We start from the raw sequence: 21,969 nt of genomic DNA on the forward strand, positions 1-21,969 counted from the left end.
TTTAAATCGCGTCGATAACTTGCACTACCGCTTGATCTTTTAGGTTGTTGTGCCCGGTGATCACGACTTGCTCGTTAATGTTTAATCCATCTAAGATTTCTACAAAAGCATCGTCTTCGTACCCTAAAGTCACCACTGTTTTTTCGGCTTTGTTATCGGTTATCTTATATACCGTATGTTTATTATCCATTGAAATAACGGCTTTTTTAGGTAGTAAACGAGTGTTTTGATGAACGTCATATACCAATTTAACTTGTGCAAACATGCCTGATTTTAATGTGTTATTGGCGTTTTCAACGTTGAGCTTTACTCTAAAAGTACCACTATTAGAATCAACAATAGGGCTTATGCGTTTTACATAAGCAACCACTTCTTGCTCTGGCATAGCGGTAAATTTGAGTTTTGCAGGTTGATTTATTTTTAATTTACTAAGTTCTTGTTCTGGTAAGTTAATGGTGGCTTCAAGAACATCTTGTTTGACGATGTGAAATAACTTTTGTTTTTTATATTGCTCAACTAAGTTACCTTCTTTAACGTAACGCATGGCAATGTAGCCAGATATTGGCGCCACAATTTTGGTTTCTTTTAAATCCAATTCAGCTAATTTCAAATTTGATAATGCCACTTCGTATGACCATTTAATCTTGTCGTAAGTATCGGTACTAACCAATTTTTGTGAGTGAACTTTATTTATTCGCTCAAGCTCTCGTTTAATACTGGCCAACTCGGCTTTGGCTTTGGCTAAGTTTAGCTTAAAGCGCTCTGGTTCTATTTCGGCAAGCAGAGTGCCAGCTTCAACGTATTGACCTTCTTCTACATAGAGCTTTTCTAGGATCCCCGATGCCTTTGAAATAACCTCGGCTTCGTCTTTGGGCTCAAGAACGGTGGTAGTGACATAGTTGGTACTAATTTCACCTTCTGTAACATTAGCAACTTCAACGGGGATAGCGATAATCTCTGGCTCTTTATTCTCGGCAGTCGCTTTAGCATTATTACAACCTTGCAACAGCAAAGCCGAAATAATTAGGGTAGATGCGCAAATTAGTTTGTTGATGTGTTGTGTGGAATACGTCATTTTTTCAACCTTCGTTTCATTCGATGGTTAGTTCCTGCATCTAACGTGCCAAACTATTCAAATTTTAAATTTGCCTTAGTTTTCGTAGGTTAAGATGCCCCATAAAGTTCTCATAAAGCATAAATAAAAAATTTGATTAGTTAAAATTACAAATTGTTAGCAAATTTTACCAATCATTAATATTTATTACTAAAGGTTGATTTTGTCTGCTATTTGGTTGATTGTGACATTGTGTGTTTATAAATTTTTGCTTAACAGTTGATATTTTATGGTTCTAATCCCTTTCGCAAAGAGAATATGGCTTATTGCGCAATTTGAATTGGTCAGATTATTTTTAACGCGCACCGGTGTATTGAGTGTTTCAGCTTTTTTGTTGGTGTGGGCGTTATTGTTATATTACCCAATTAGCTCAGCTGTTGAATGGCTCTCAACCCCAGCTTTTGAGGATATCGCAGAACGGTTATTTGGTGCGATGGGATTAAGAGAACTGCTCACTTGGCCTGTCGCCGAGCTGGTTATATATTGGATGTTAGCCGTTTACTCGTTTGTGCTTTTCGCGATTGTCTTTTCTTGCGATCAAACGTGTGGAGATAGGGCAAGAGGAACACTACGATTTCTTTCGTTAAGATCGACACGAAGTGAAATCGTGTTTGGCCGTTTTTTAGGACAGCTGGTGATTATGGCCCTGTTGGTTATTTTCACCTTGCTTGCGACCATGATTTTGGTGTTAGTTCGCGCCCCGAGTTTACTTCTTATCGCCTTGCCCTTATGCATAGATATATTTATTCAGTTGCTCATTTTAATCTTGCCGTTTGTGGCTCTGATGAGCTTGGTCAATAGCGTCTCACTCTCTGCTAAGCGTTGTCTTATTTATACCATTTTGTTCTTTACCTTATGGCCTATATTCGTCGCATCATTAGCGTATTTTTTTGCCCCTGCATCGTATTTATATTTGCTCACTCCTGGCGTACAAATCGAAGATGTTATTAACCCCGCGAACACCACTTTTGTAACGTATCTTATCCCGATATCACAGACCATCGGCTTTCTTGCACTGGCAACATGGATGCATCAAAGGAGCAGTTTATAATGTCGATAGTGAGTAAAAATCCTAGGGCACTAATTGAAGTGCAGGGCGTCGATAAATATTTTGCTGATAAGCAAGCCCTCGATAACGTCAATTTTTCATTAACCAGCGGAAGTCCGATTGCATTGGTTGGGCCTAATGGGGCGGGTAAAACTACCTTATTTAGTATTTTGTGTGGCTACATAAAACCAACGCGTGGCACGGTAAGATTATTTGGTCATCAACCTGGGCATCAAACTAATTTAGGTAAACTGGCCGCTTTACCTCAAGATGCTCAACTTGATCCTAGGTTTAGTGTCGGTAAACAGTTGGCGTTTTATGCGCAGTTACAAAACTTTAGTCGTAAGCAAGCGCACGTTGAGTCTGAGCGAGTACTATCTTTAGTGGGACTTGGTGATACTTTTAAAGAAAAACCTGGGGCATTATCACATGGGATGCGAAAACGCTTAACCATAGCGCAGACTCTGATTGGCGAGCCAGAACTTATTATGCTTGATGAAGCGACATCCGGGCTTGATCCGATTCACGCCAGAGAAGTACGTGAGCTCGTGGCATCTTTGTCTGAGAACATTACCTTTATTCTTAGTTCACATGACTTAAGTGAATTAGAACGGGTGTGTGAGCGGGTGTTATTTTTACAACACGGCAAATTATCACACCATCATAATCACAATGAGCAGAAACATGTGCGCCATTTAACCATTCGAATGGCTCAAGATTATAGCGACTTTATTGCTCAGGTAAGTGCTTTGACAGGGGTCATTAAAGTGGAAAGAACTCAAGACAAAGAGTTTGTGATAGCCTGTGCGGTACAGTGTCAAAAAATGGATATGGCATTATTGCAATTATGTTATCGACAGCAATGGCAATATAAACAACTGATCCAAGGGGATACCCTTGAAAATCAGTTGTTTAAGTCCTAGTTTCGGCTTATTAAAAACGTTACTTAAACGGTTTAACCGACGCTGGATGAGAGTCTAATTGGTAATATCTAAACCAGTCATACTGGGTTATCATGGGGTAAATATTATCTTTTTTATTGCCGCCAAAAGTATCTTGAATAATATCAACCGGAATCCAAAAATTCATAAATAAGCTGGTTGGATTATCTGGGATTGGGGTCGCAAATTGCTGTGGTCCGACACACTCTGGCTGACAATCAATATCAGATTGTTTTAGAGTTTTAACTAATTGACCATCAACATACCAACGAATGGCATCAGGTAACCATTCAATAGCAAATACCCGCCATTCATCTACTGGTCCAACAACAATTTTGTCTTCCCAAGCACCATAGTTACGAGTTCGCCACCATTCCCAAGTATTTTTACCATAAATCAGGTTTGCCTGAAATTTATCTGGACGACCACCTTCTAGCTCGACATCAATTTCTTCCCATTCTTGGTTGCCTGCATCCGCGGCCTTAGGGTCGTAATTATTGGTGTAGGTAAATAAGGATGAGATATACCCAGATGCGGTTTCCCTATTGGGGGCTTTCATTCTTGTCTCAATACGACCATAACGAAATTTTAATTCCGGCAGCGTTCTAAGCTCACCACACGAATAGGGGTAAGCTTTTTTCATGTGTTGATGATCTTCTGACCAACTTGATGCGATGTCTTCTTTTTGAATTATTAAGTTCAGCAGACCATCTTTAACGTCAATACCTTGGTCTTGAAAGCGACAAAGAGATTCATTGCCAACAGCACCATCGCCTTTGCGCCATATCTCTGGGTTAAATGTATTAAAACGCTCGTCTATCACAAGGGTAAATCCCTCATATGCGCCAGTATACTCTGGGTACGAAATAAGTGCTTGCTTATTGCTCGTTTGCTCCCCTTGAACAAGGGCACAAGCAGATAAACTTAACGCTAGGCCAGTGGTAAGTAGCTGTTTAAAAATCATCGATTCCTCTGTGGATTAAAGATACGGTTAAAGACAGGCTTTGGAAAACAAAACATTATAGGCAAATATCAGTACTAGCCAAGCGTTTATCGACCAATGGTGCGATGAAATGGACTTTACACTTGAGGTAAAGCTAACCGCTTGTCAATAAATCGCCTTAATTGGAACACAAAGGGTTAATAGGCGGGCATGATCACTTTAAATTGGGTTGTCTTTTCATTAATGACGGTGAAATTAATTTCACCGTTTTGAGCCTCGGTCATCAATTTAGCGGAATAGGTACCCAGACCAGAACCTCTAGCATGATTTGAGCTGGTAAATTTATCAAATAAATTGGCACGAAGTTCTTGGGGAACCACGCCAGTGTTTTCAATGCAAAACTCTACTTTGCTGTCGTTTAATTCGCGTATGTTAATGTAAACAGTCTCATTGTCTGGTGACGCTTCTACGGCATTTTTAACCAAGTTATTAAAAATGGATAAACACAGTAACTCTTCCGCATCGATATAAGTAGAGGGGGGATCCGAGGTGATATTAAAAGCTATATTTTTTCGCTTCGCCAGTGTGTTTACCGCTTTAACGGAGGCGTCGACTAATTTATTTAAATCGACCATGTCTGGGTTAAATGGATAGGTACCATTTTCAATTTTAAACACATCTAAAGTATTGTTGATCATCCCTAAAACATTATTGACGGACTCTTCAATTGACTGTTTGACCTGTTGATCTGGAATCTTTGGAGTCTCAAATAAAATGACCCCAAGCGGGCCTTTTAAATCGTGATGGGTTAATTTTTCAATGTCTTCTCGTAACTTAGTATTTTCTATCAGAGTATGCACTTGCTGCTCTAAGGCAAATTGGCTTTGGCGTAAACTCACATGCGTTTTAACCCGAGCTTTTAGCACCTCGGGCTGTAAGGGTTTGGTGATGTAATCCACAGCCCCCAGTAAAAAACCTTGGGTGATGTCATTGATTTCGGACTTGGCAGTAAGAAAAATAACCGGATACGATTTCGTTTGCGGGTTTTGCTTTAGCGCTTTACAAACCTCAAAGCCATCCATTTGGGGCATCATCACATCAAGTAGTATTAAATCTAACGGTTGCCCACTAGAGGCAATTTTTAGCGCTAATTCGCCATTGGTAGCGGCTTTTATTTTATACCCGTCTTTTAATAAATTTGACGCAATGTCGATGTTTGTCGGTTCGTCATCGACAATTAAAATGGTGGGTTTATCAGGATATAGCGAAGTTGAAGCGCTAGGCTCAGACACGGCTCTCTCATTGTTTAATGTAACGGTTAGTCTGAGTTAAATTTAGGAATATAAATGATAAATATGCAAATTTTAGCAATAAAAAGGCAGCCTAAGCTGCCTTGGTAACATCGTTTAAATTACTGATGCCTGTTTAGAGGGGTAAAATCACGATTGATTTCACCGGTGTAATTTTGACGAGGACGGCCGATTTTCTGACCTGGTTGACCTAACATTTCATCCCAATGGGCACACCAGCCAACCGTACGAGACATCGCAAAAATTACGGTAAACATACTTGTTGGGATACCGATAGCTTTTAAGATAATGCCAGAGTAGAAGTCAACGTTTGGATATAGCTTTTTCTCGATGAAATACGGGTCTTCCAGCGCTACTTTTTCTAGTGCCATGGCAACATCTAGAAGTGGATCTGTGATCCCTAACTCACTTAAGACTTCATGACACGTTTCGCGCATTACCGTAGCACGAGGGTCAAAGTTTTTATAAACACGATGACCAAAGCCCATTAATCTGAATGGATCGGACTTATCTTTGGCACGAGCCACAAACTCGTCAACACGATCGACAGTGCCAATTTCTTCTAGCATGTTTAGACATGCTTCATTAGCACCACCATGTGCAGGGCCCCAAAGCGATGCTATACCTGCTGAAATACAAGCGTATGGGTTAGCCCCTGAAGAACCGGCTAAACGAACCGTTGACGTCGAAGCATTTTGCTCGTGATCCGCGTGCAATATAAAGATCCGATCCATGGCTTTTGCTAACGTCGGACTAACTTTGTATTCTTCAGCAGGAACAGAGAACATCATGTGCAAGAAGTTTGCAGAGTATGACAAATCATTACGAGGGTATACAAAAGGATGACCGATGCTGTAACGATAAGCCATAGCTGCTAAGGTTGGTAGCTTAGCAATTAAACGATGAGCACAACGCATACGTTGTTCAGGATCATTAATGTCTAGGTCTGAGTGATAGAAAGAAGACATCGCACCAACAACACCACAAAGCATTGCCATAGGATGAGCATCAGATAAAAAGCCTTGGTAAAAGTGGGCAATCTTCTCGTGAACCATAGTGTGATTGGTGATCACATTTGTAAACTCGTCGTATTCTTCTTGAGTTGGGGCTTTACCATTTAGCAATAGATAACATACTTCAAGATAGTCAGCATGTTTTGCTAAATCATCGATTGCGTAGCCTCGGTGTTGCAATATACCTTTAGCACCGTCGATGTAAGTGATTTTCGACTCACATGATGCGGTTGCTAAAAATCCAGGGTCGTAAGTGAAATAACCTTTGCTTCCTAATGTGCGAATGTCAATCACGTCGTTGCCAGCGGTACCTTTAAGAATTGGTAATTCAGCAATGTCTTGACCTGCAATACTCAGAGTGGCTTTCGAATCAGCCATAGAAGTTTCCTCTCTTAATTTCATAGTTCTAATTATTAAAATCTGACTAATATTTTTGGATTTGCGTCATTTGCAAACATCAATCGAGTTATATTTGTTAACGCAGTTTACAAAATGGAACATTTGAAATATAACAAACGTAACTCGATTGAAACGGGTCTTTTGTCAGTAAGCCCGTAGGTGAATTGCTTTATTCTACTCTATTTACCTGCCTGAAAGTCAATTTAAAAGTATACAAGTTTAAGAAAAAGTAAAAATTCGTCTAAAAATCCATCATATAGTCACCCTAGGGCCAATAAAAATATTGTTAAAATTGTAATTCAATTTATACATCTATATAATTTCCCCGATCTATTTGTAGTCGTAGTATCATTACGTTCTCCACGTCGAAATGGACCACGTAGAAAATACTTAATGAAGACTAGAAAACAGAGGTGGCATTAATGAGCAAAATGATCTGTTTTGTTTCAATGCTCATAATAACAATAGTTAGATAATCAAATTATTTAGGCAAGAATTGTGAAAAAACAACGACCTATAAATCTTGACTTGACTCAAGTCAAGTTTCCAGCTGCTGCTAAAGCCTCTATCTTACACCGCATAAGCGGGGTGATGATGTTTTTCGCAGTTGGTATCTTAATCTGGGCACTTTCAATATCACTTTCATCTGCAGAGGGTTTTGCAGAAATAAAAGGCTATATTGATGGTGCATTCTTTAAATTTATCATCTGGGGCATACTGTCTGCTCTTATCTACCATTTTGTCGGTGGCGTTCGACATTTGATAATGGATTTTGGTCACCTTGAAGAAAAAGGTTCGGGTCAAACCAGTGCAAAAATTGTTATTGCATTATGGATCCTTCTTTCTATCGCAGCAGGAGTTTGGTTATGGTAGGCAATGTCGCAACCTTAGGCCGTAATGGCGTTCACGATTTTATCCTTATTCGAGCTTCAGGCATTGTACTGGCAGCATACAGTTTATTTTTATTAGGCTTTTTTCTCATTACTCCAGAAGTGACGTTTGACATCTGGCAAGGCCTATTTGCCAACTTAGGCATGAAAGTATTTACCATTTTGGCCGCTTTGTCGGTTTTATACCACGGTTGGATTGGTATCTGGCAAGTTTTGACTGATTACGTAAAAAACATCAAATTGCGTGGTTTTCTTCAATTCATCTTTACTGTTACCTTGTTTGTATACACTGTGGCTGTGTTTCTTATTGTGTGGGGTGTTTAAGTGCATAACGTTCCTGTTCGCGAATTTGACGCGATTGTAATTGGTGCTGGCGGCGCGGGTATGCGTGCGGCTTTAGCAATCTCTGAATCGGGCCAATCTTGTGCCCTAATTTCAAAAGTTTTTCCAACTCGTTCTCATACGGTATCAGCGCAAGGTGGTATCACTGTTGCGTTAGGTAATGCACATGATGACCATTGGGAACATCATATGTATGACACCGTTAAAGGTTCTGACTTTATCGGTGATCAAGACGCGATTGAATACATGTGTAAAACCGGCCCTGAAGCGATCATCGAGCTTGAAAATATGGGCTTACCATTTTCACGTTTTGAAAACGGTAAAGTTTACCAACGTCCTTTTGGTGGTCAGTCAAAGAATTTCGGTGGTGAGCAGGCCGCGCGAACCGCGGCAGCGGCGGATCGTACCGGACACGCTTTGTTACACTGTTTGTACCAACAAAACGTTAAAAATAAAACCAACGTTTTCTCTGAATGGTATGCCTTAGACTTGGTTAAAAATGACGACGGTTCGGTTGTTGGCTGTACGGCTATTGACATTGAAACTGGCGAAGTTGTGTATTTTAAAGCGCGTGCAACCGTATTAGCAACAGGTGGTGCAGGTCGAATTTTTGCTTCAACAACCAACGCCCACATAAACACGGGTGATGGTGTTGGTATGTCACTTCGAGCTGGCGTACAAATGCAAGACATGGAAATGTGGCAGTTCCACCCAACGGGAATCGCCGGTGCCGGTGTCCTTGTGACCGAAGGTTGTCGTGGTGAAGGTGGTTACCTGTTAAATAAAGATGGTGAGCGCTTTATGGAGCGTTACGCGCCAAATGCCAAAGATCTTGCAGGTCGTGACGTTGTTGCGCGTTCGATGATGACCGAAATCCGTGAAGGTCGTGGTTGTGACGGTCCTTGGGGTCCACACATTAAGTTAAAATTAGACCATTTAGGTCGAGAGACATTGAATCAACGCTTACCAGGCGTTTGTGATTTATCTAAAACGTTTGCTCACGTTGATCCTGCACAAGAGCCTATTCCAGTTATTCCAACCTGTCACTACCAAATGGGTGGTGTTCCTTGTAATGTTAATGGTCAAGCAATTCAAATTGATAAAAATGGCAATGAGAATGTGGTTGAAGGTCTGTTTGCCGTTGGTGAAATTGCCTGTGTTTCTGTACACGGTGCGAACCGCCTAGGGGGTAACTCATTACTTGACTTAGTTGTATTTGGCCGTGCAGCGGGTAATTTCTTAGGTAAATACCTAGCAGATACGCAAAACGCACGTGACGCGGGACAAGACAACATCGACGCTGCACTTGCTCGTTTCAACCGTTGGGAGAACTCTGAAAAGGGTGAAGATCCTGTTCAAATCAGAAAGGACTTACAACAGTGTATGCAAATGAACTTCTCGGTATTTAGAGAAGGTAATGCGATGGCTGAAGGAATGAAAGAGCTAGAGACCATTCGTGAGCGTTTACAACACGCCCGTCTTGATGACAAATCATCTGAATTTAATACTCAACGTATTGAGTGTCTAGAATTAGATAACTTGATGGAAACAGCGTACTGTTCTGCTAAAGCGGCAAACTTCCGTACCGAATCTCGTGGTGCGCATGCGCGTGAAGATTTCCAAGACCGTGACGATCAAAACTGGTTATGTCATACCATTTACTCACCTGACACTGAAGAAATGTCTAAGCGTGACGTCAATATGACCCCAGTTCATCGTGAAGCTTTCCCACCAAAAGTTCGTACTTACTAAGGAGTTGAAATAATGAAGCAGAAGTTTTCAATCTATCGTTACAACCCTGATGTTGATACGAAACCTTATATGAAAGAATATGAGCTGGAAGTCCCTGAAGGCTCAGATATGATGGTACTTGACGCCCTTATTCTGTTAAAAGAGCAAGATCCTACTTTAGCATTTCGCCGTTCATGTCGTGAAGGTGTGTGTGGTAGCGATGGCTTAAACATGAATGGTAAGAATGGCTTAGCGTGTATAACGCCATTATCAGACTTGAAACAGAAAGTGATTGTACTGCGTCCACTACCAGGCTTACCTGTGGTTCGTGATTTAATTATTGATATGACGCAATTCTACAATCAATATGAAAAAATCAAGCCATACTTAATTAATGATGGTCAAAACCCACCAGCTCGTGAACACCTACAAAGCATTGAAGAGCGTGATAAGCTTGACGGGCTATATGAGTGTATTTTATGTGCTTGTTGTTCTACCTCTTGCCCATCTTTTTGGTGGAATCCAGATAAGTTTATTGGTCCAGCCGGTCTATTGCATGCTTACCGATTCTTAATCGATAGCCGTGATACGGCAACCGATGAACGCTTAGACGACTTACAAGATGCGTATAGCGTATTCCGTTGTCATGGCATTATGAACTGTGTAGATGTATGTCCTAAAGGGTTAAACCCAACGAAGGCCATAGGTTCTATCAAGTCCATGTTGTTACAAAGAGCGGTTTAACAAAATGAAGCCAGAGTCTTGCGATTCTGGCTTTATTTCTAAACCATTAAATAAAGTTGCTTTAATCTAGAAAATTAGGAACAGGCAATGCCAGAAGGTGCAATGAAGGCTTGGTTAGAGTCTTCCCATTTCAGCGGCAATAATGCTGAATACATAGAAGAATTATACGAATCGTATCTTGAAAACGCGCACTCTGTATCCGATGAATGGCGCAAGGTTTTTGACGAACTACCTAAAGTAGATGGGGTAGACGTAGACACCAACCACTCGGTTGTACGTGAAGAATTTCGTCAGTTAGCCAAAGAAGGCGCAAAAACGGTTATTAATACCTCATCTGAAGCAGATGCGAAACAAGTTCGAGTTCTTCAATTAATCAATTCATATCGATTTAGAGGACACCAAAATGCTCGTCTAGATCCCTTAGGTCTATGGGACCGCTCACGAGTACGTGATTTAGACTTAGCCCATCACGACCTTTCAAAATCTGAATTTGATAAAGAATTTAACGTCGGGTCTTTAGCCGTTGGGCAAGAGTCGATGAAGTTGGGTGATATCTACAATACCCTAAATAAAACCTACTGTGGTTCAATTGGTGCTGAATACATGCACATTACCTCAACCACAGAAAAACGTTGGATTCAGCAACGTTTAGAATCGGTGCAATCGCAAGCAAAATTTAACATTGCTGAAAAAACCGAAATCCTTAAAGGGTTAATTGCCGCTGACGGCTTAGAAAAATACCTAGGAGCGAAATACCCAGGAGCTAAGCGTTTCTCTCTTGAAGGTGGTGACAGCTTAGTCCCTATGCTAAAACAATTAATTACCCGTGCAGGTGAGCACGGAACCAAGGAAGTGGTTCTTGGTATGGCTCATCGCGGTCGATTAAATGTGTTAGTGAATGTCATGGGTAAAAACCCAACCAAACTTTTTGATGAATTTGCTGGCAAAGTTGACCATATTGGCTCGGGTGATGTGAAATATCACCAGGGTTATTCATCTGATTTTGTCACCCCTGGTGGTAATGTTCATGTCGCTTTAGCCTTTAACCCATCGCATCTTGAAATTGTTAACCCGGTTGTTATGGGTTCTGTTCGTGCCCGTTTAGATCGTCGTGATTGTAAAACAGGCGACTTAGTATTGCCTATTACCATTCATGGTGACTCCGCTATCGCCGGTCAAGGTGTGGTACAAGAAACCTTTAATATGTCGCAAACCGCGGCTTATAAAGTCGGTGGTACCATTCGCATTGTGGTGAACAACCAAGTTGGTTTTACAACCTCGAAACAAGAAGATACTCGTTCAACAGAATATTGTACCGATATCGCTAAAATGGTGCAGGCACCAATATTCCATGTCAATGGTGACGATCCGGAAGCGGTTATCTTAGCGACCCAAGTTGCTCTTGATTATCGCAATAAATTCAAACGCGACGTGGTCATTGATTTAGTCTGTTATCGTCGTCATGGACACAACGAAGCGGATGAGCCTAATGCGACTCAGCCATTGATGTACCAAAAAATTAAGAAGCATCCAACGCCACGTCAAATTTATGCAGAAACGCTAGATCAAGAACGTTCAATCACGTTGAATCAAACAAAAGAGCTGGTCGAATACTATCGCAGACTGCTTGATGAAGGTCAGTGCACAGTAGAACAATGGCGTCCAATGACCGAGCATTCGGTTGACTGGACCCCATATGTTGGACATGACTGGGATGATGAATACGATGATGAAATCTCAATCGACAAGCTTAAGCGATTAGCCAACAGTATCACCACGTTCCCTGAAGATCATAAACTCCAGTCTCGAGTAAAGAAGATTTACGATGATCGTAAAAAAATGGCGAAAGGTGAAAAGCTCTTGGATTGGGGCTTTGCTGAGAATATGGCGTATGCCTGTATTGTTGATAGAGGTGAGCGCGTGCGCATTACCGGTCAAGATGCAGGGCGTGGTACTTTCTTCCACCGCCACTCGGTCTTGCACAATCAAAAAGATGCTTCGTTGTTTATGCCGTTGCAACATGTATCAGAAGGTCAAGGTCCATTTGAAATTTACGACTCCGTTTTATCTGAGGTTGCGGTTTTAGCCTTTGAATATGGCTATGCAACAGCAGAGCCTAAGGGCCTAACCATTTGGGAAGCGCAATTTGGTGACTTTGCTAATGGGGCACAAGTTGTTTTTGACCAGTTCTTATCGTCAGGTGAGCAAAAATGGGGTCGTTTATGTGGCTTAACCATTTTATTACCACATGGCTATGAAGGGCAGGGACCTGAGCATTCATCTGCTCGTTTAGAGCGCTTCTTACAATTGTGTGCGGATCACAATATGCAAGTGTGTGTACCGTCAACACCCGCGCAGGTATTTAACATGCTGCGACGTCAGGTGGTTCGCCCAATGCGTAGACCTCTTATAGTAATGTCACCTAAGTCTTTGTTACGTCATCCTTTAGCGGTTTCTTCTTTAGAAGAGTTAGCGGAAGGTACGTATCGTAATGTGATAGACGAAATCGATGACATCGAGCCGAATAAGGTAACACGCGTTATCATGTGTTCTGGTAAGGTTTATTACGAACTGTTGGATCAGCGTCGTAAAAATGAACAAGATGACGTTGCCATTATTCGTATAGAACAGTTGTATCCGTTCCCAGAACAAGAGACCAAAGATATTATTGCTCGATATGAACATGCTGAAGACTTTGTTTGGTGCCAAGAAGAACCACAAAACCAAGGTGCATGGTACTGTAGTCAACATCATTTTCGCAGTGTGATCCCAGAAGGGGCAAATTTGCGATACGCAGGTCGTAAAGCAGCCGCCGCACCGGCATGTGGATATATGTCATTGCATGTAAAAGAACAACAAGCATTAGTTGCAGATGCACTAAATAATAATTAAGCCAAAGAAGAAAAGAATTTTAGTAAGGAATAAACATGACAACTGAAATCAAGGTTCCAGTTTTACCTGAGTCGGTGGCAGACGCTACAGTTGCAAACTGGCATGTTCAAGTAGGTGATAAAGTTTCTCGTGATGATGTTTTAGTCGACATTGAGACCGATAAAGTGGTTTTAGAAGTTGTAGCCCAAGAAGATGGTGTAATAGCCGCTATTGACCAAGACGAAGGCGCAACTGTTTTAGGTGAACAAGTTATTGGTACCCTAGAGCCTGCTGGTAAAGAGCAGGCGAGCTCAAATGATAGCAATGAAACTCAATCTCAATCTGATGAGCGCACTAAAACTACATCAGCAAGTAACGAGGCAAAAGCATCGACAGCGTCGACTGCAACCATTGACATCAATGTACCCGTATTACCTGAGTCGGTTGCCGATGCAACTATTGCCACTTGGCACGTAAGCGAAGGTGAAGCGGTTACTCGCGATCAAAATTTAGTTGATATTGAAACCGACAAAGTGGTTTTAGAAGTCGTTGCACAAGCCGATGGTATCATTGAAAAAATTATTCATGATGAAGGCGATACGGTATTAGGTGAGCAAACTATTGGTCATTTAAAAACCGGTAGTGCAACAGAGTCTACTTCTTCTGATCAAGATGAAAATGATGATAACTCTGATGATATCGCATCACCTTCTGTACGTCGTTTATTAACGGAGAAAGGCTTAACACCAGCAGCCGTTAAAGGCACTGGCAAGGGCGGTCGTATTTCAAAAGAAGACGTTGAAGCACATTTAGCGAAAGCCAAAAAACCTTCTAATGCAAAAGCAACAGAAACGACAAAAGCACCTGCTTCTGCACCGAATGTGACCCATGGTGATCGCAATCAAAAACGTGTGCCGATGACCCGTTTACGTAAAACCATCGCTAACCGTTTATTGGAAGCGAAAAATTCAACGGCCATGTTAACAACGTTTAACGAAGTGAACATGAAACCAATTATGGATTTACGAGCTCAATACAAAGATGTTTTTGAACAGCGTCATGGTTCTCGTTTAGGTTTTATGTCGTTCTATGTTAAAGCGGTAACGGAAGCATTAAAACGCTATCCAGCGGTTAATGCTTCTATTGATGGTGACGATATTGTTTATCATAATTTCTTTGATATTTCGATCGCGGTTTCAACCCCTCGAGGTTTAGTAACACCGGTTCTTCGTGATGCTGATAAACTTAGCATGGCAGGTATTGAAAACGGTATTCGCGATTTAGCAATCAAAGGTCGTGATGGTAAGTTGACTATGGATGAAATGCAGGGTGGTAACTTTACCATTACTAACGGTGGCGTATTTGGCTCGTTAATTTCAACCCCAATTCTTAACATGCCTCAAGCCGGTATTTTAGGAATGCACAAGATTCAAGACCGTCCTATGGCGGTGAATGGTAAAGTTGAAATTTTACCTATGATGTATCTTGCGCTTTCATACGATCATCGCTTGATTGATGGTAAAGAATCAGTAGGATTCCTTGTGACCATTAAAGAACTATTGGAAGATCCAACAAGATTGTTGTTAGATATCTAATAATCGAAATGTTCAGTTAACAAAAGCCGCTATTGCGGCTTTTGTGTTCTTAAAAATCAATATCATTCTCGTCCCAAATCCCCGCAAATATTTTCATCAAAAGGCTTAAAAGTTGGCTATTGGTTGAATTCTCAACAAATGCGAAAAAATGGCCAATAAATGCCAAAAATAACGTAATTATTTGGTTAATTAGGCTTACACATGCACAGTTTTGTCGTTATAATTTGCGCCAGAATAATATTCTGCTTCATTATTGGTGCTAATTGGCAATATAGCTGTATGACTGATAGTGCAAGCGAAAAACCCGTCGTGTTTTTATTCTTGTTTTATTACAAACCAATGTTCAAATTTTGTTATGTTTTGTGCACAACTGGATTTGCTCAAAATTAACGCTAAAGCAAGAAAATAAGCACCAATTTAAAATAAAAAAGTAGTTGGGAAATGCCATGAATTTACATGAGTATCAAGCGAAACAATTGTTCGCAGAGTATGGTTTACCAGTTTCTGAAGGTTTTGCATGTGATACACCTCAAGAAGCTGCAGAAGCTGCCGATAAGATTGGCGGTGATATGTGGGTAGTTAAAACACAAGTTCATGCTGGTGGTCGAGGCAAAGCTGGCGGTGTTAAACTCGTTAAAACAAAAGAAGAAATTAAAGAATTTGCGCAAAACTGGTTAGGCAAGAATCTTGTTACCTATCAAACAGACGAAAATGGTCAACCAGTTTCTAAAATTTTAGTTGAAAGCTGTACTGATATTGCCAATGAGTTATATCTTGGTGCCGTTGTTGACCGTGCAAGCCGCAAAGTGGTTTTCATGGCTTCTACAGAAGGTGGCGTAGAGATTGAAACCGTTGCTGAAGAAACACCAGAGCTAATTCACAAAGCTGAAATTGACCCACTTGTTGGTCCTCAGCCATACCAAGCACGTGAATTAGGTTTCAAACTGGGTTTAAACCCTACTCAAATGAAGCAGTTCGTTAAGATCTTTATGGGTCTTGCTAACATGTTCAACGACTTTGACTTCGCGTTATTAGAAATCAATCCACTGGTCATTACTGAGCAAGGCAATTTACACTGTCTTGACGGCAAAATTGGTGTTGATGGTAATGCTTTATACCGTCAACCTAAGATTCGTGCCATGCACGATCCTTCACAGGAAGACGAGCGTGAAGCTCATGCCGCTCAATGGGAACTTAACTACGTTGCTTTAGATGGGAACGTTGGTTGTATGGTTAACGGTGCAGGCCTTGCGATGGGTACCATGGACATCGTTAACTTGCACGGTGGTAAGCCAGCAAACTTCCTTGATGTTGGTGGTGGTGCAACCAAAGAACGTGTTGCAGAAGCCTTTAAGATCATTTTATCAGATGACAATGTAAACGCGGTTCTTGTTAATATTTTCGGTGGCATCGTGCGTTGTGACATGATCGCAGAAGGTATTATTGCTGCTGTTAAAGAAGTTGGAGTAACCGTACCGGTTGTTGTACGTCTAGAAGGTACAAACGCGGAAGCGGGTCGTGAAGTATTGGCAAGTTCAGATGTAAACATCATCGCTGCCGAGTCATTAACTGATGCTGCACAAAAAGTTGTTGCTGCTGCGGAGGCTAAATAATGTCTGTATTAATCAATAAAGATACAAAAGTAATCTGTCAAGGTTTCACTGGTGGTCAAGGTACTTTCCACTCGGAACAAGCAATCGCTTACGGTACGCAAATGGTTGGTGGTGTATCACCTGGCAAAGGTGGCCAAGAGCACTTAGGTCTACCGGTATTTAATACCGTGCGCGAAGCGGTAGAAGCAACGGGTGCAACAGCAACCGTTATTTACGTACCAGCACCATTTTGTAAAGACGCCATTCTTGAAGCTATTGATGCAGGCATCGAGCTTATCGTAACCATTACCGAAGGTATCCCAACCTTAGATATGGTTGATGTGAAAGTAAAACTTGAGCAAACGGGTGTTCGTATGATCGGCCCTAACTGTCCAGGTGTTATTACCCCAGGTGAATGTAAAATTGGTATTATGCCAGGTCACATTCACAAGCCAGGTAAAGTAGGTATCGTTTCACGTTCAGGTACCCTTACGTATGAAGCGGTTAAACAAACGACCGACGCAGGTTTTGGTCAGTCAACATGTGTTGGTATTGGTGGTGACCCAATCCCAGGCACGAACTTCATTGACGTTTTGGAAATGTTTGAAAACGATCCAAAAACCGAAGCAATTGTGATGATAGGTGAGATTGGTGGTACGGCTGAAGAAGAAGCAGCGGAGTACATCAAAGCCAACGTGACTAAGCCTGTTGTATCATACATTGCAGGTGTGACCGCACCTGCTGGCAAGCGTATGGGACATGCCGGAGCGATTATTGCTGGTGGTAAAGGTACAGCCGATGAAAAATTTGCTGCACTTGAAGCAGCGGGTGTTAAAACCGTTCGTTCTCTAGCTGACATCGGTAAAGCATTAGCTGAAAAAACAGGTTGGAAATAATCTGTTTTAACGCTGCACCGCACAGCGTGTAGAATCTAAAAAGGTCGCGTATGCGACCTTTTTTGTTACTAGAATTTTTATCTTTTTAGCAATAAAAACTCAATGACAAATCACTCGACCTTAATACGCACCAGCCGAGTAGGTAAGTTCGTAACTGTGGCTGTATATTTCTAAAATATTTCCAAACGGATCTTCCATATAAATCATTCGATAAGGCTTTTCGCCAGGGTAATAATACCGAGGTTCTTTCATCCGTCTTTTACCACCGGCAGCTTCAATTTTTGCAGCAAGCTCTTCAAGGTTTGGATCTTGTACACAAAAATGAAAAATTCCTGTTTTCCAATACTCAAAGTTATCCGCTGGGTTTTGTTGATTTTCAAACTGAAAAATCTCAACACCTATACGATCGCCAGTCGATGTATGAGCAATCCTAAAGCTTCCCCATCCTTTACCAAATACATCGGTACACATTTCACCAATTGGGCTGTCATCTTCGACAATCGTGGTGGGTTTCATGATCAAATACCAACCAAGTACTTCAGTGTAAAATTTCACCGCAGCGTCTAAATCTGGAACTGAAATTCCAATGTGAGAAAACGTTCGTGGGTAAGGGCTTATCATCGACTATTCCTTAATTAAAATATATGAGCTAACAGGACATTATGTTCAACCGTTTTAGCGCGGGTAAAACTATAATGCTAAAGAGTATAGTCGGGGATTCATAAATCACCTTATAAGGCTTTTTTGCGTTTAAACTTTTGCGCTATGACTTGCTGTTGATAATCTTTTAACATGGCGTAATGTTGTATAGTCAGTTGCTCGATAGGATTGCGATAACTTATGTCTCTTAGGTACTCGATATTAAATGGGCAGGTGTTGATAAGTTGTTTTAACGCTTCAATGCCATTTGTGATCGCCTGCGAGCCTTGCTCTGATTCATTTTTAGCCATCCGATAAAACAGACATTCGGCAAAGGTTGTCGGTGTTACACAGTAGTAATCCGTATTGTTTTTTTTAAGCAAACACGGGGCAAAAGTGGAGACGGCTAACAGCCGAGAAGGGGTGGGGAAGTGTAAATTTGTCTGATTTAATTGTAATAATTTCCCTGATTTCACCGTAAACCCATATTTGATAAAGAAATTAATGAGGTATTGGCGTTGGCCCAAGGATAAAATGTCGTAATCGTTACGGACAAAGAAATTATCATCGTATATGGTGATTAAAGGTAAGTTATTTAACGCGAAAATGTGCTTGTCGTTTTCGATGTATTTCAAGTCGATGTTTGCAAAACGATGTATGTCATTACTCATTTTAGGCTCGCGTTGGTCATGACCGATATAAGCTGATTAGGGTATGCACAGTTTAGGTCGATTAAACAGGCAAAATAAAACTCGTTTATATTGTTTATATGAAAGCTAACGCTTTGGTTGGCTAAAAAGATCAACTGTTCGTTGGGGACTTTTATTTATGCTCATTCTAGTGTCAAGGTATTCGCTATATTTATAGCTTGATGTCACGGCTAATAATAAATGCCGAGCAAAGACATTGGTAAGTTTATGAGAGTGACACTTATTTAAATATTGCACTATTAGATGCGATTAACTGTTGCTATAATGCAAGATTCAGTATTTCCTAAGTTTTATATTTTTTAATTTTTCAGAGGTTCTCTAGATGTCGGAAGTTGAAAACCGTCCTAGCAATTTTATTCGTCAAATTATTGACGCCGATCTGGCCAGTGGCAAGCACACCAGTGTGCAAACTCGTTTCCCGCCAGAGCCTAATGGTTATCTACATATTGGTCACGCCAAATCTATTTGTTTAAATTTTGGGATTGCTCAAGATTATAACGGACAGTGTAACTTACGTTTTGACGACACTAACCCTGAGAAAGAAGACATCGACTATGTCAACTCTATTCAAGAAGATGTGCGTTGGTTAGGTTTCAAATGGTCTGGAGATGTACGTTATTCTTCTGATTATTTTGATCAACTCTACGGCTATGCAGTGGAATTGATTAACAAAGGCTTGGCCTATGTGTGTTTTCTTACCCCAGAGCAAATGCGAGAATACCGTGGACCGTTAAATGCACCCGGAAAAAATAGTCCATATCGTGATACGCCAGTGGAAGAAAACCTAGCACTGTTTGAGAAAATGAAAAACGGTGAGTTTAAAGAAGGGGAATGTTCTCTACGCGCAAAAATTGATATGGCATCAAGTTTCATTTGTATGCGCGATCCGGTAATTTACCGAGTTAAATTTGCTCATCACCATCAAACCGGTGACAAATGGTGCATTTACCCAATGTACGATTTTACCCATTGTATTTCGGATGCGATTGAAAATATCACGCACTCATTATGTACATTAGAGTTCCAAGACAATCGTCGCTTATACGATTGGGTAATTCAAAATATCAGCATTGAATCAGAACCACACCAGTACGAGTTTTCGCGCTTAAACCTAGAATATACGGTGATGAGTAAACGTAAATTAAACTCTTTGGTCACTGAAAAACTGGTGAACGGTTGGGACGACCCTCGTATGCCAACGATTGCTGGTTTTCGTCGTCGTGGTTTTTCACCTGCTTCTATTCGTGAATTTGCCAAACGAATTGGTGTCACTAAAATGGATAATACAGTAGAAATGAGCGTTCTTGAAGCGTGTATCCGTGAAGATTTAAATGAAAATGCACCGCGTGCCATGGCCGTACTCGATCCCATTAAAGTGGTTATTGAAAACTATCCTGTCGGTGAACGTGAAATTTTAACAGTGAAGAACCATCCAAATGATGATGCCATGGGCACACGAGAAGTGCCTTTTAGTGGTGAGTTGTACATTGAAGCAGAAGATTTTCGTGAAGAAGCAAACAAAAAGTACAAACGTCTGGTACTGGGTAAATCGGTACGCTTGCGTGGTGCTTACATTATTACCGCAGAGCGTTGTGACAAGGATGAAAACGGCAAGGTGACAACGGTTTATTGTTCGTATAACCCGGATACTCTTGGCAAGAACCCTGAAGATGGCACCAAACCTAAAGGCGTTATTCATTGGGTGAGTGCAGAGCACAGTTTACCAGCCGAAATTCGTTTGTACGATCGCTTATTTACGGTGCCAAACCCAGCTGCAGCCGAAGATTTCCATGAAGTATTAAACCCAGACTCATTAGTCGTGATTAACACCGCACGGGTTGAGCCTGCATTGGCTGATGCTGTTGCAGAACATGCGTACCAGTTTGAACGTCAAGGTTATTTCTGTTTAGATAATAAGGATGGTAGCAAAGAGCATTTAGTCTTTAACCGTACGGTTGGCTTGCGTGATACATGGGCGAAAGTCTCTGCTTAAACTTGTTTAAACTACCCGCACTAATAAAAAGAGCGATGTTTTAGGCATCGCTTTTTTTTATCTGAGTTTTTGGCGCTTCGCCTACTCATTCGGTCATCTTACTCATTTATCTGCTAAAGCGATTTCGCGTTAGCAATTGCTGTCAAAACAGGGTTATGAAACACAGCTTGTTGGCTTGATTTTCAGCGCTGGTAAACTCGTTGCATGCATATTATGATAAAAAGATGATTATTAGCTATTGAATTACTTATAAAATATTATATTTTCAGCTAAACTTACCAATGGTTAATGATATTTTTAACAAATATCATTAACGTTACAATGTATTAGTCTATTTGAACTAAGCAGACGGACAAAAATACGTATAAAAAATGCTTAGAGAAAGTCTCACAATTAAAAAGTATGGGTTTATAACAACTACCTTCCCAACTACTATGCCAATGACTGTGATGTATAAACCGATATTAATAATGAGAGATGTGAAATGCACAAGATAAAAGGATTTACTTTCATGGAATTAATGATGGCTATATTAATTCTTGGAGTCTTATCGTCTGTCGCAGCGCAAGTTTATTCTCAGTTAACACTTAAAGCCCATATGGCAGAGCCTATTACCTACGCCGGTACTTTAAAGCACCAAATCACCATTTACTATACGCAACACTTTAAGTTTCCAGAAAATAATCAACAAGCAGGTATCCCAGCATTTAATAAAAAAATGTCAGGAAAACTAAAAAGTGTCACGATTGAAAATGGCGCCATACATCTGCTAATTGGTAATAAGGTCCCTAAACAACTCGAAGGGAAATATTTAACCTTTAGACCTGCCATTGATGAATCAAACGAAGTGAGCCCCGTTTCCTGGTTGTGTGGATATCAACAACCAACCGAAGATTTGAAAGTTATTGGAGAAAATAAAACCGACATATCGAAAGACTTTCTTTATGGAACTTGCGGTGGTTAACTTGTGCTTGGTCGGTGTTATCATAACTTAAGTCTTAGCAATAGGTTCTTTGCCAAACTTCATCGTTTCCATAAATAGCAACAAAAATTTAAATTAATCAAGTTTTATAGAGTGTTATCGGCCATTTTCTTTGTTGCCTTTTTATATCATTGATGTGTTACCAATAATTTAGAAGATAAAAAAGAGCTTTTGAATGCATTATTCAAAAGCTCTTTTAAAATAAATGATAAAAAT

The 21,969-nt window shown here is 40.7% G+C and carries 18 protein-coding genes and 1 pseudogene; 13 read left to right on the forward strand and 6 right to left on the reverse strand.

Translation table 11 applies throughout. From position 1 onward, the window contains the following. Position 1: 1 nt before the first annotated feature. Positions 2-1,075, reverse strand: coding sequence for an efflux RND transporter periplasmic adaptor subunit (locus ACAY00_RS06265; protein ID WP_371378766.1), 1,074 nt, complete (start codon positions 1,073-1,075; stop codon positions 2-4). A gap of 268 nt (positions 1,076-1,343) precedes the next feature. Between ACAY00_RS06265 and ACAY00_RS06270 the strand changes: the two genes are divergently transcribed. After that, a complete protein-coding gene (locus ACAY00_RS06270; RefSeq protein ID WP_371378769.1) occupies positions 1,344-2,165 on the forward strand; it encodes an ABC transporter permease subunit in 822 nt (273 codons plus the stop codon). After that, positions 2,165-3,085: an ABC transporter ATP-binding protein gene (locus tag ACAY00_RS06275; protein ID WP_371378771.1), complete on the forward strand. Its 921-nt coding sequence runs from the start codon at positions 2,165-2,167 to the stop codon at positions 3,083-3,085. Before ACAY00_RS06270 ends, ACAY00_RS06275 begins: the two co-directional genes overlap by 1 nt. A 19-nt stretch (positions 3,086-3,104) precedes the next feature. Here the strand turns inward: ACAY00_RS06275 and ACAY00_RS06280 are convergent, their stop codons facing one another. The 3 genes from ACAY00_RS06280 to ACAY00_RS06290 all read right to left on the reverse strand — a co-directional run bounded on the left by ACAY00_RS06280 (position 3,105) and on the right by ACAY00_RS06290 (position 6,747). After that, a complete protein-coding gene (locus ACAY00_RS06280; protein ID WP_371378774.1) occupies positions 3,105-4,067 on the reverse strand; it encodes a family 16 glycosylhydrolase in 963 nt (320 codons plus the stop codon). A gap of 176 nt (positions 4,068-4,243) precedes the next feature. After that, positions 4,244-5,338, reverse strand: a complete 1,095-nt coding sequence (locus ACAY00_RS06285; protein ID WP_371378777.1) for a response regulator — start codon at positions 5,336-5,338, stop codon at positions 4,244-4,246. A 119-nt stretch (positions 5,339-5,457) separates the two neighbouring features. Continuing rightward, on the reverse strand, positions 5,458-6,747 hold the full coding sequence (locus tag ACAY00_RS06290; protein WP_371378780.1) for a citrate synthase: 1,290 nt from the start codon (positions 6,745-6,747) through the stop codon (positions 5,458-5,460). A gap of 519 nt (positions 6,748-7,266) precedes the next feature. On the opposite strand from ACAY00_RS06290, the gene sdhC reads away from it, so the two are divergent. The 9 genes and pseudogenes from sdhC (at position 7,267) to sucD (ending at position 17,429) form a co-directional block, all read left to right on the forward strand. Beyond that, positions 7,267-7,641 carry a succinate dehydrogenase, cytochrome b556 subunit gene (gene sdhC / locus ACAY00_RS06295; protein ID WP_371378783.1) on the forward strand — a complete coding sequence of 125 codons (375 nt, stop codon included), beginning with the start codon at positions 7,267-7,269 and terminating at the stop codon, positions 7,639-7,641. Continuing rightward, the gene (sdhD, locus tag ACAY00_RS06300; RefSeq protein ID WP_371378785.1) at positions 7,635-7,982 is read left to right on the forward strand and encodes a succinate dehydrogenase, hydrophobic membrane anchor protein; all 348 of its coding nucleotides are present in this window, start codon (positions 7,635-7,637) and stop codon (positions 7,980-7,982) included. Before sdhC ends, sdhD begins: the two co-directional genes overlap by 7 nt. A 60-nt stretch (positions 7,983-8,042) precedes the next feature. Next, complete coding sequence (gene sdhA / locus ACAY00_RS06305) at positions 8,043-9,752, forward strand: succinate dehydrogenase flavoprotein subunit (RefSeq protein WP_371379596.1); 1,710 nt, start codon at positions 8,043-8,045, stop codon at positions 9,750-9,752. Between the two features lie 12 nt (positions 9,753-9,764). Further along, positions 9,765-10,475 carry a succinate dehydrogenase iron-sulfur subunit gene (locus tag ACAY00_RS06310; protein ID WP_371378788.1) on the forward strand — a complete coding sequence of 237 codons (711 nt, stop codon included), beginning with the start codon at positions 9,765-9,767 and terminating at the stop codon, positions 10,473-10,475. A gap of 87 nt (positions 10,476-10,562) precedes the next feature. Next, positions 10,563-13,367, forward strand: a complete 2,805-nt coding sequence (locus tag ACAY00_RS06315; protein ID WP_371378791.1) for a 2-oxoglutarate dehydrogenase E1 component — start codon at positions 10,563-10,565, stop codon at positions 13,365-13,367. 35 nt (positions 13,368-13,402) lie between these two features. Beyond that, a pseudogene (locus ACAY00_RS06320) lies at positions 13,403-13,567 on the forward strand (biotin/lipoyl-containing protein); the annotation flags it as partial. A 237-nt stretch (positions 13,568-13,804) separates the two neighbouring features. Then, positions 13,805-14,941, forward strand: coding sequence for a 2-oxoglutarate dehydrogenase complex dihydrolipoyllysine-residue succinyltransferase (gene odhB / locus ACAY00_RS06325; RefSeq protein ID WP_409375231.1), 1,137 nt, complete (start codon positions 13,805-13,807; stop codon positions 14,939-14,941). 446 nt (positions 14,942-15,387) lie between these two features. Then, on the forward strand, positions 15,388-16,554 hold the full coding sequence (gene sucC, locus ACAY00_RS06330; protein WP_371378794.1) for an ADP-forming succinate--CoA ligase subunit beta: 1,167 nt from the start codon (positions 15,388-15,390) through the stop codon (positions 16,552-16,554). Then, positions 16,554-17,429, forward strand: coding sequence for a succinate--CoA ligase subunit alpha (gene sucD, locus ACAY00_RS06335; RefSeq protein ID WP_371378796.1), 876 nt, complete (start codon positions 16,554-16,556; stop codon positions 17,427-17,429). Before sucC ends, sucD begins: the two co-directional genes overlap by 1 nt. Positions 17,430-17,549: 120 nt before the next feature. Here sucD and ACAY00_RS06340 read toward each other — a convergent pair whose 3' ends face one another. Then, positions 17,550-18,050 (reverse strand): lactoylglutathione lyase family protein, encoded by a 501-nt coding sequence (locus ACAY00_RS06340; RefSeq protein ID WP_371378799.1) that lies wholly within the window; start codon positions 18,048-18,050, stop codon positions 17,550-17,552. Positions 18,051-18,160: 110 nt separating this feature from the next. Beyond that, positions 18,161-18,739, reverse strand: coding sequence for a hypothetical protein (locus ACAY00_RS06345; RefSeq protein ID WP_371378802.1), 579 nt, complete (start codon positions 18,737-18,739; stop codon positions 18,161-18,163). A gap of 361 nt (positions 18,740-19,100) precedes the next feature. On the opposite strand from ACAY00_RS06345, the gene glnS reads away from it, so the two are divergent. Both glnS and ACAY00_RS06355 read left to right on the forward strand, forming a co-directional pair. Beyond that, entirely contained in the window at positions 19,101-20,771 is a 1,671-nt protein-coding gene (glnS, locus tag ACAY00_RS06350; protein ID WP_371378805.1) for a glutamine--tRNA ligase, read from the forward strand. Between the two features lie 484 nt (positions 20,772-21,255). Beyond that, a complete protein-coding gene (locus ACAY00_RS06355) occupies positions 21,256-21,735 on the forward strand; it encodes a pilin (protein WP_371378808.1) in 480 nt (159 codons plus the stop codon). Positions 21,736-21,969: the final 234 nt, after the last annotated feature.

It is taken from the genome of Thalassotalea sp. 273M-4 (genome assembly GCF_041410465.1).
Taxonomy (GTDB): domain Bacteria; phylum Pseudomonadota; class Gammaproteobacteria; order Enterobacterales; family Alteromonadaceae; genus Thalassotalea_A; species Thalassotalea_A aquiviva.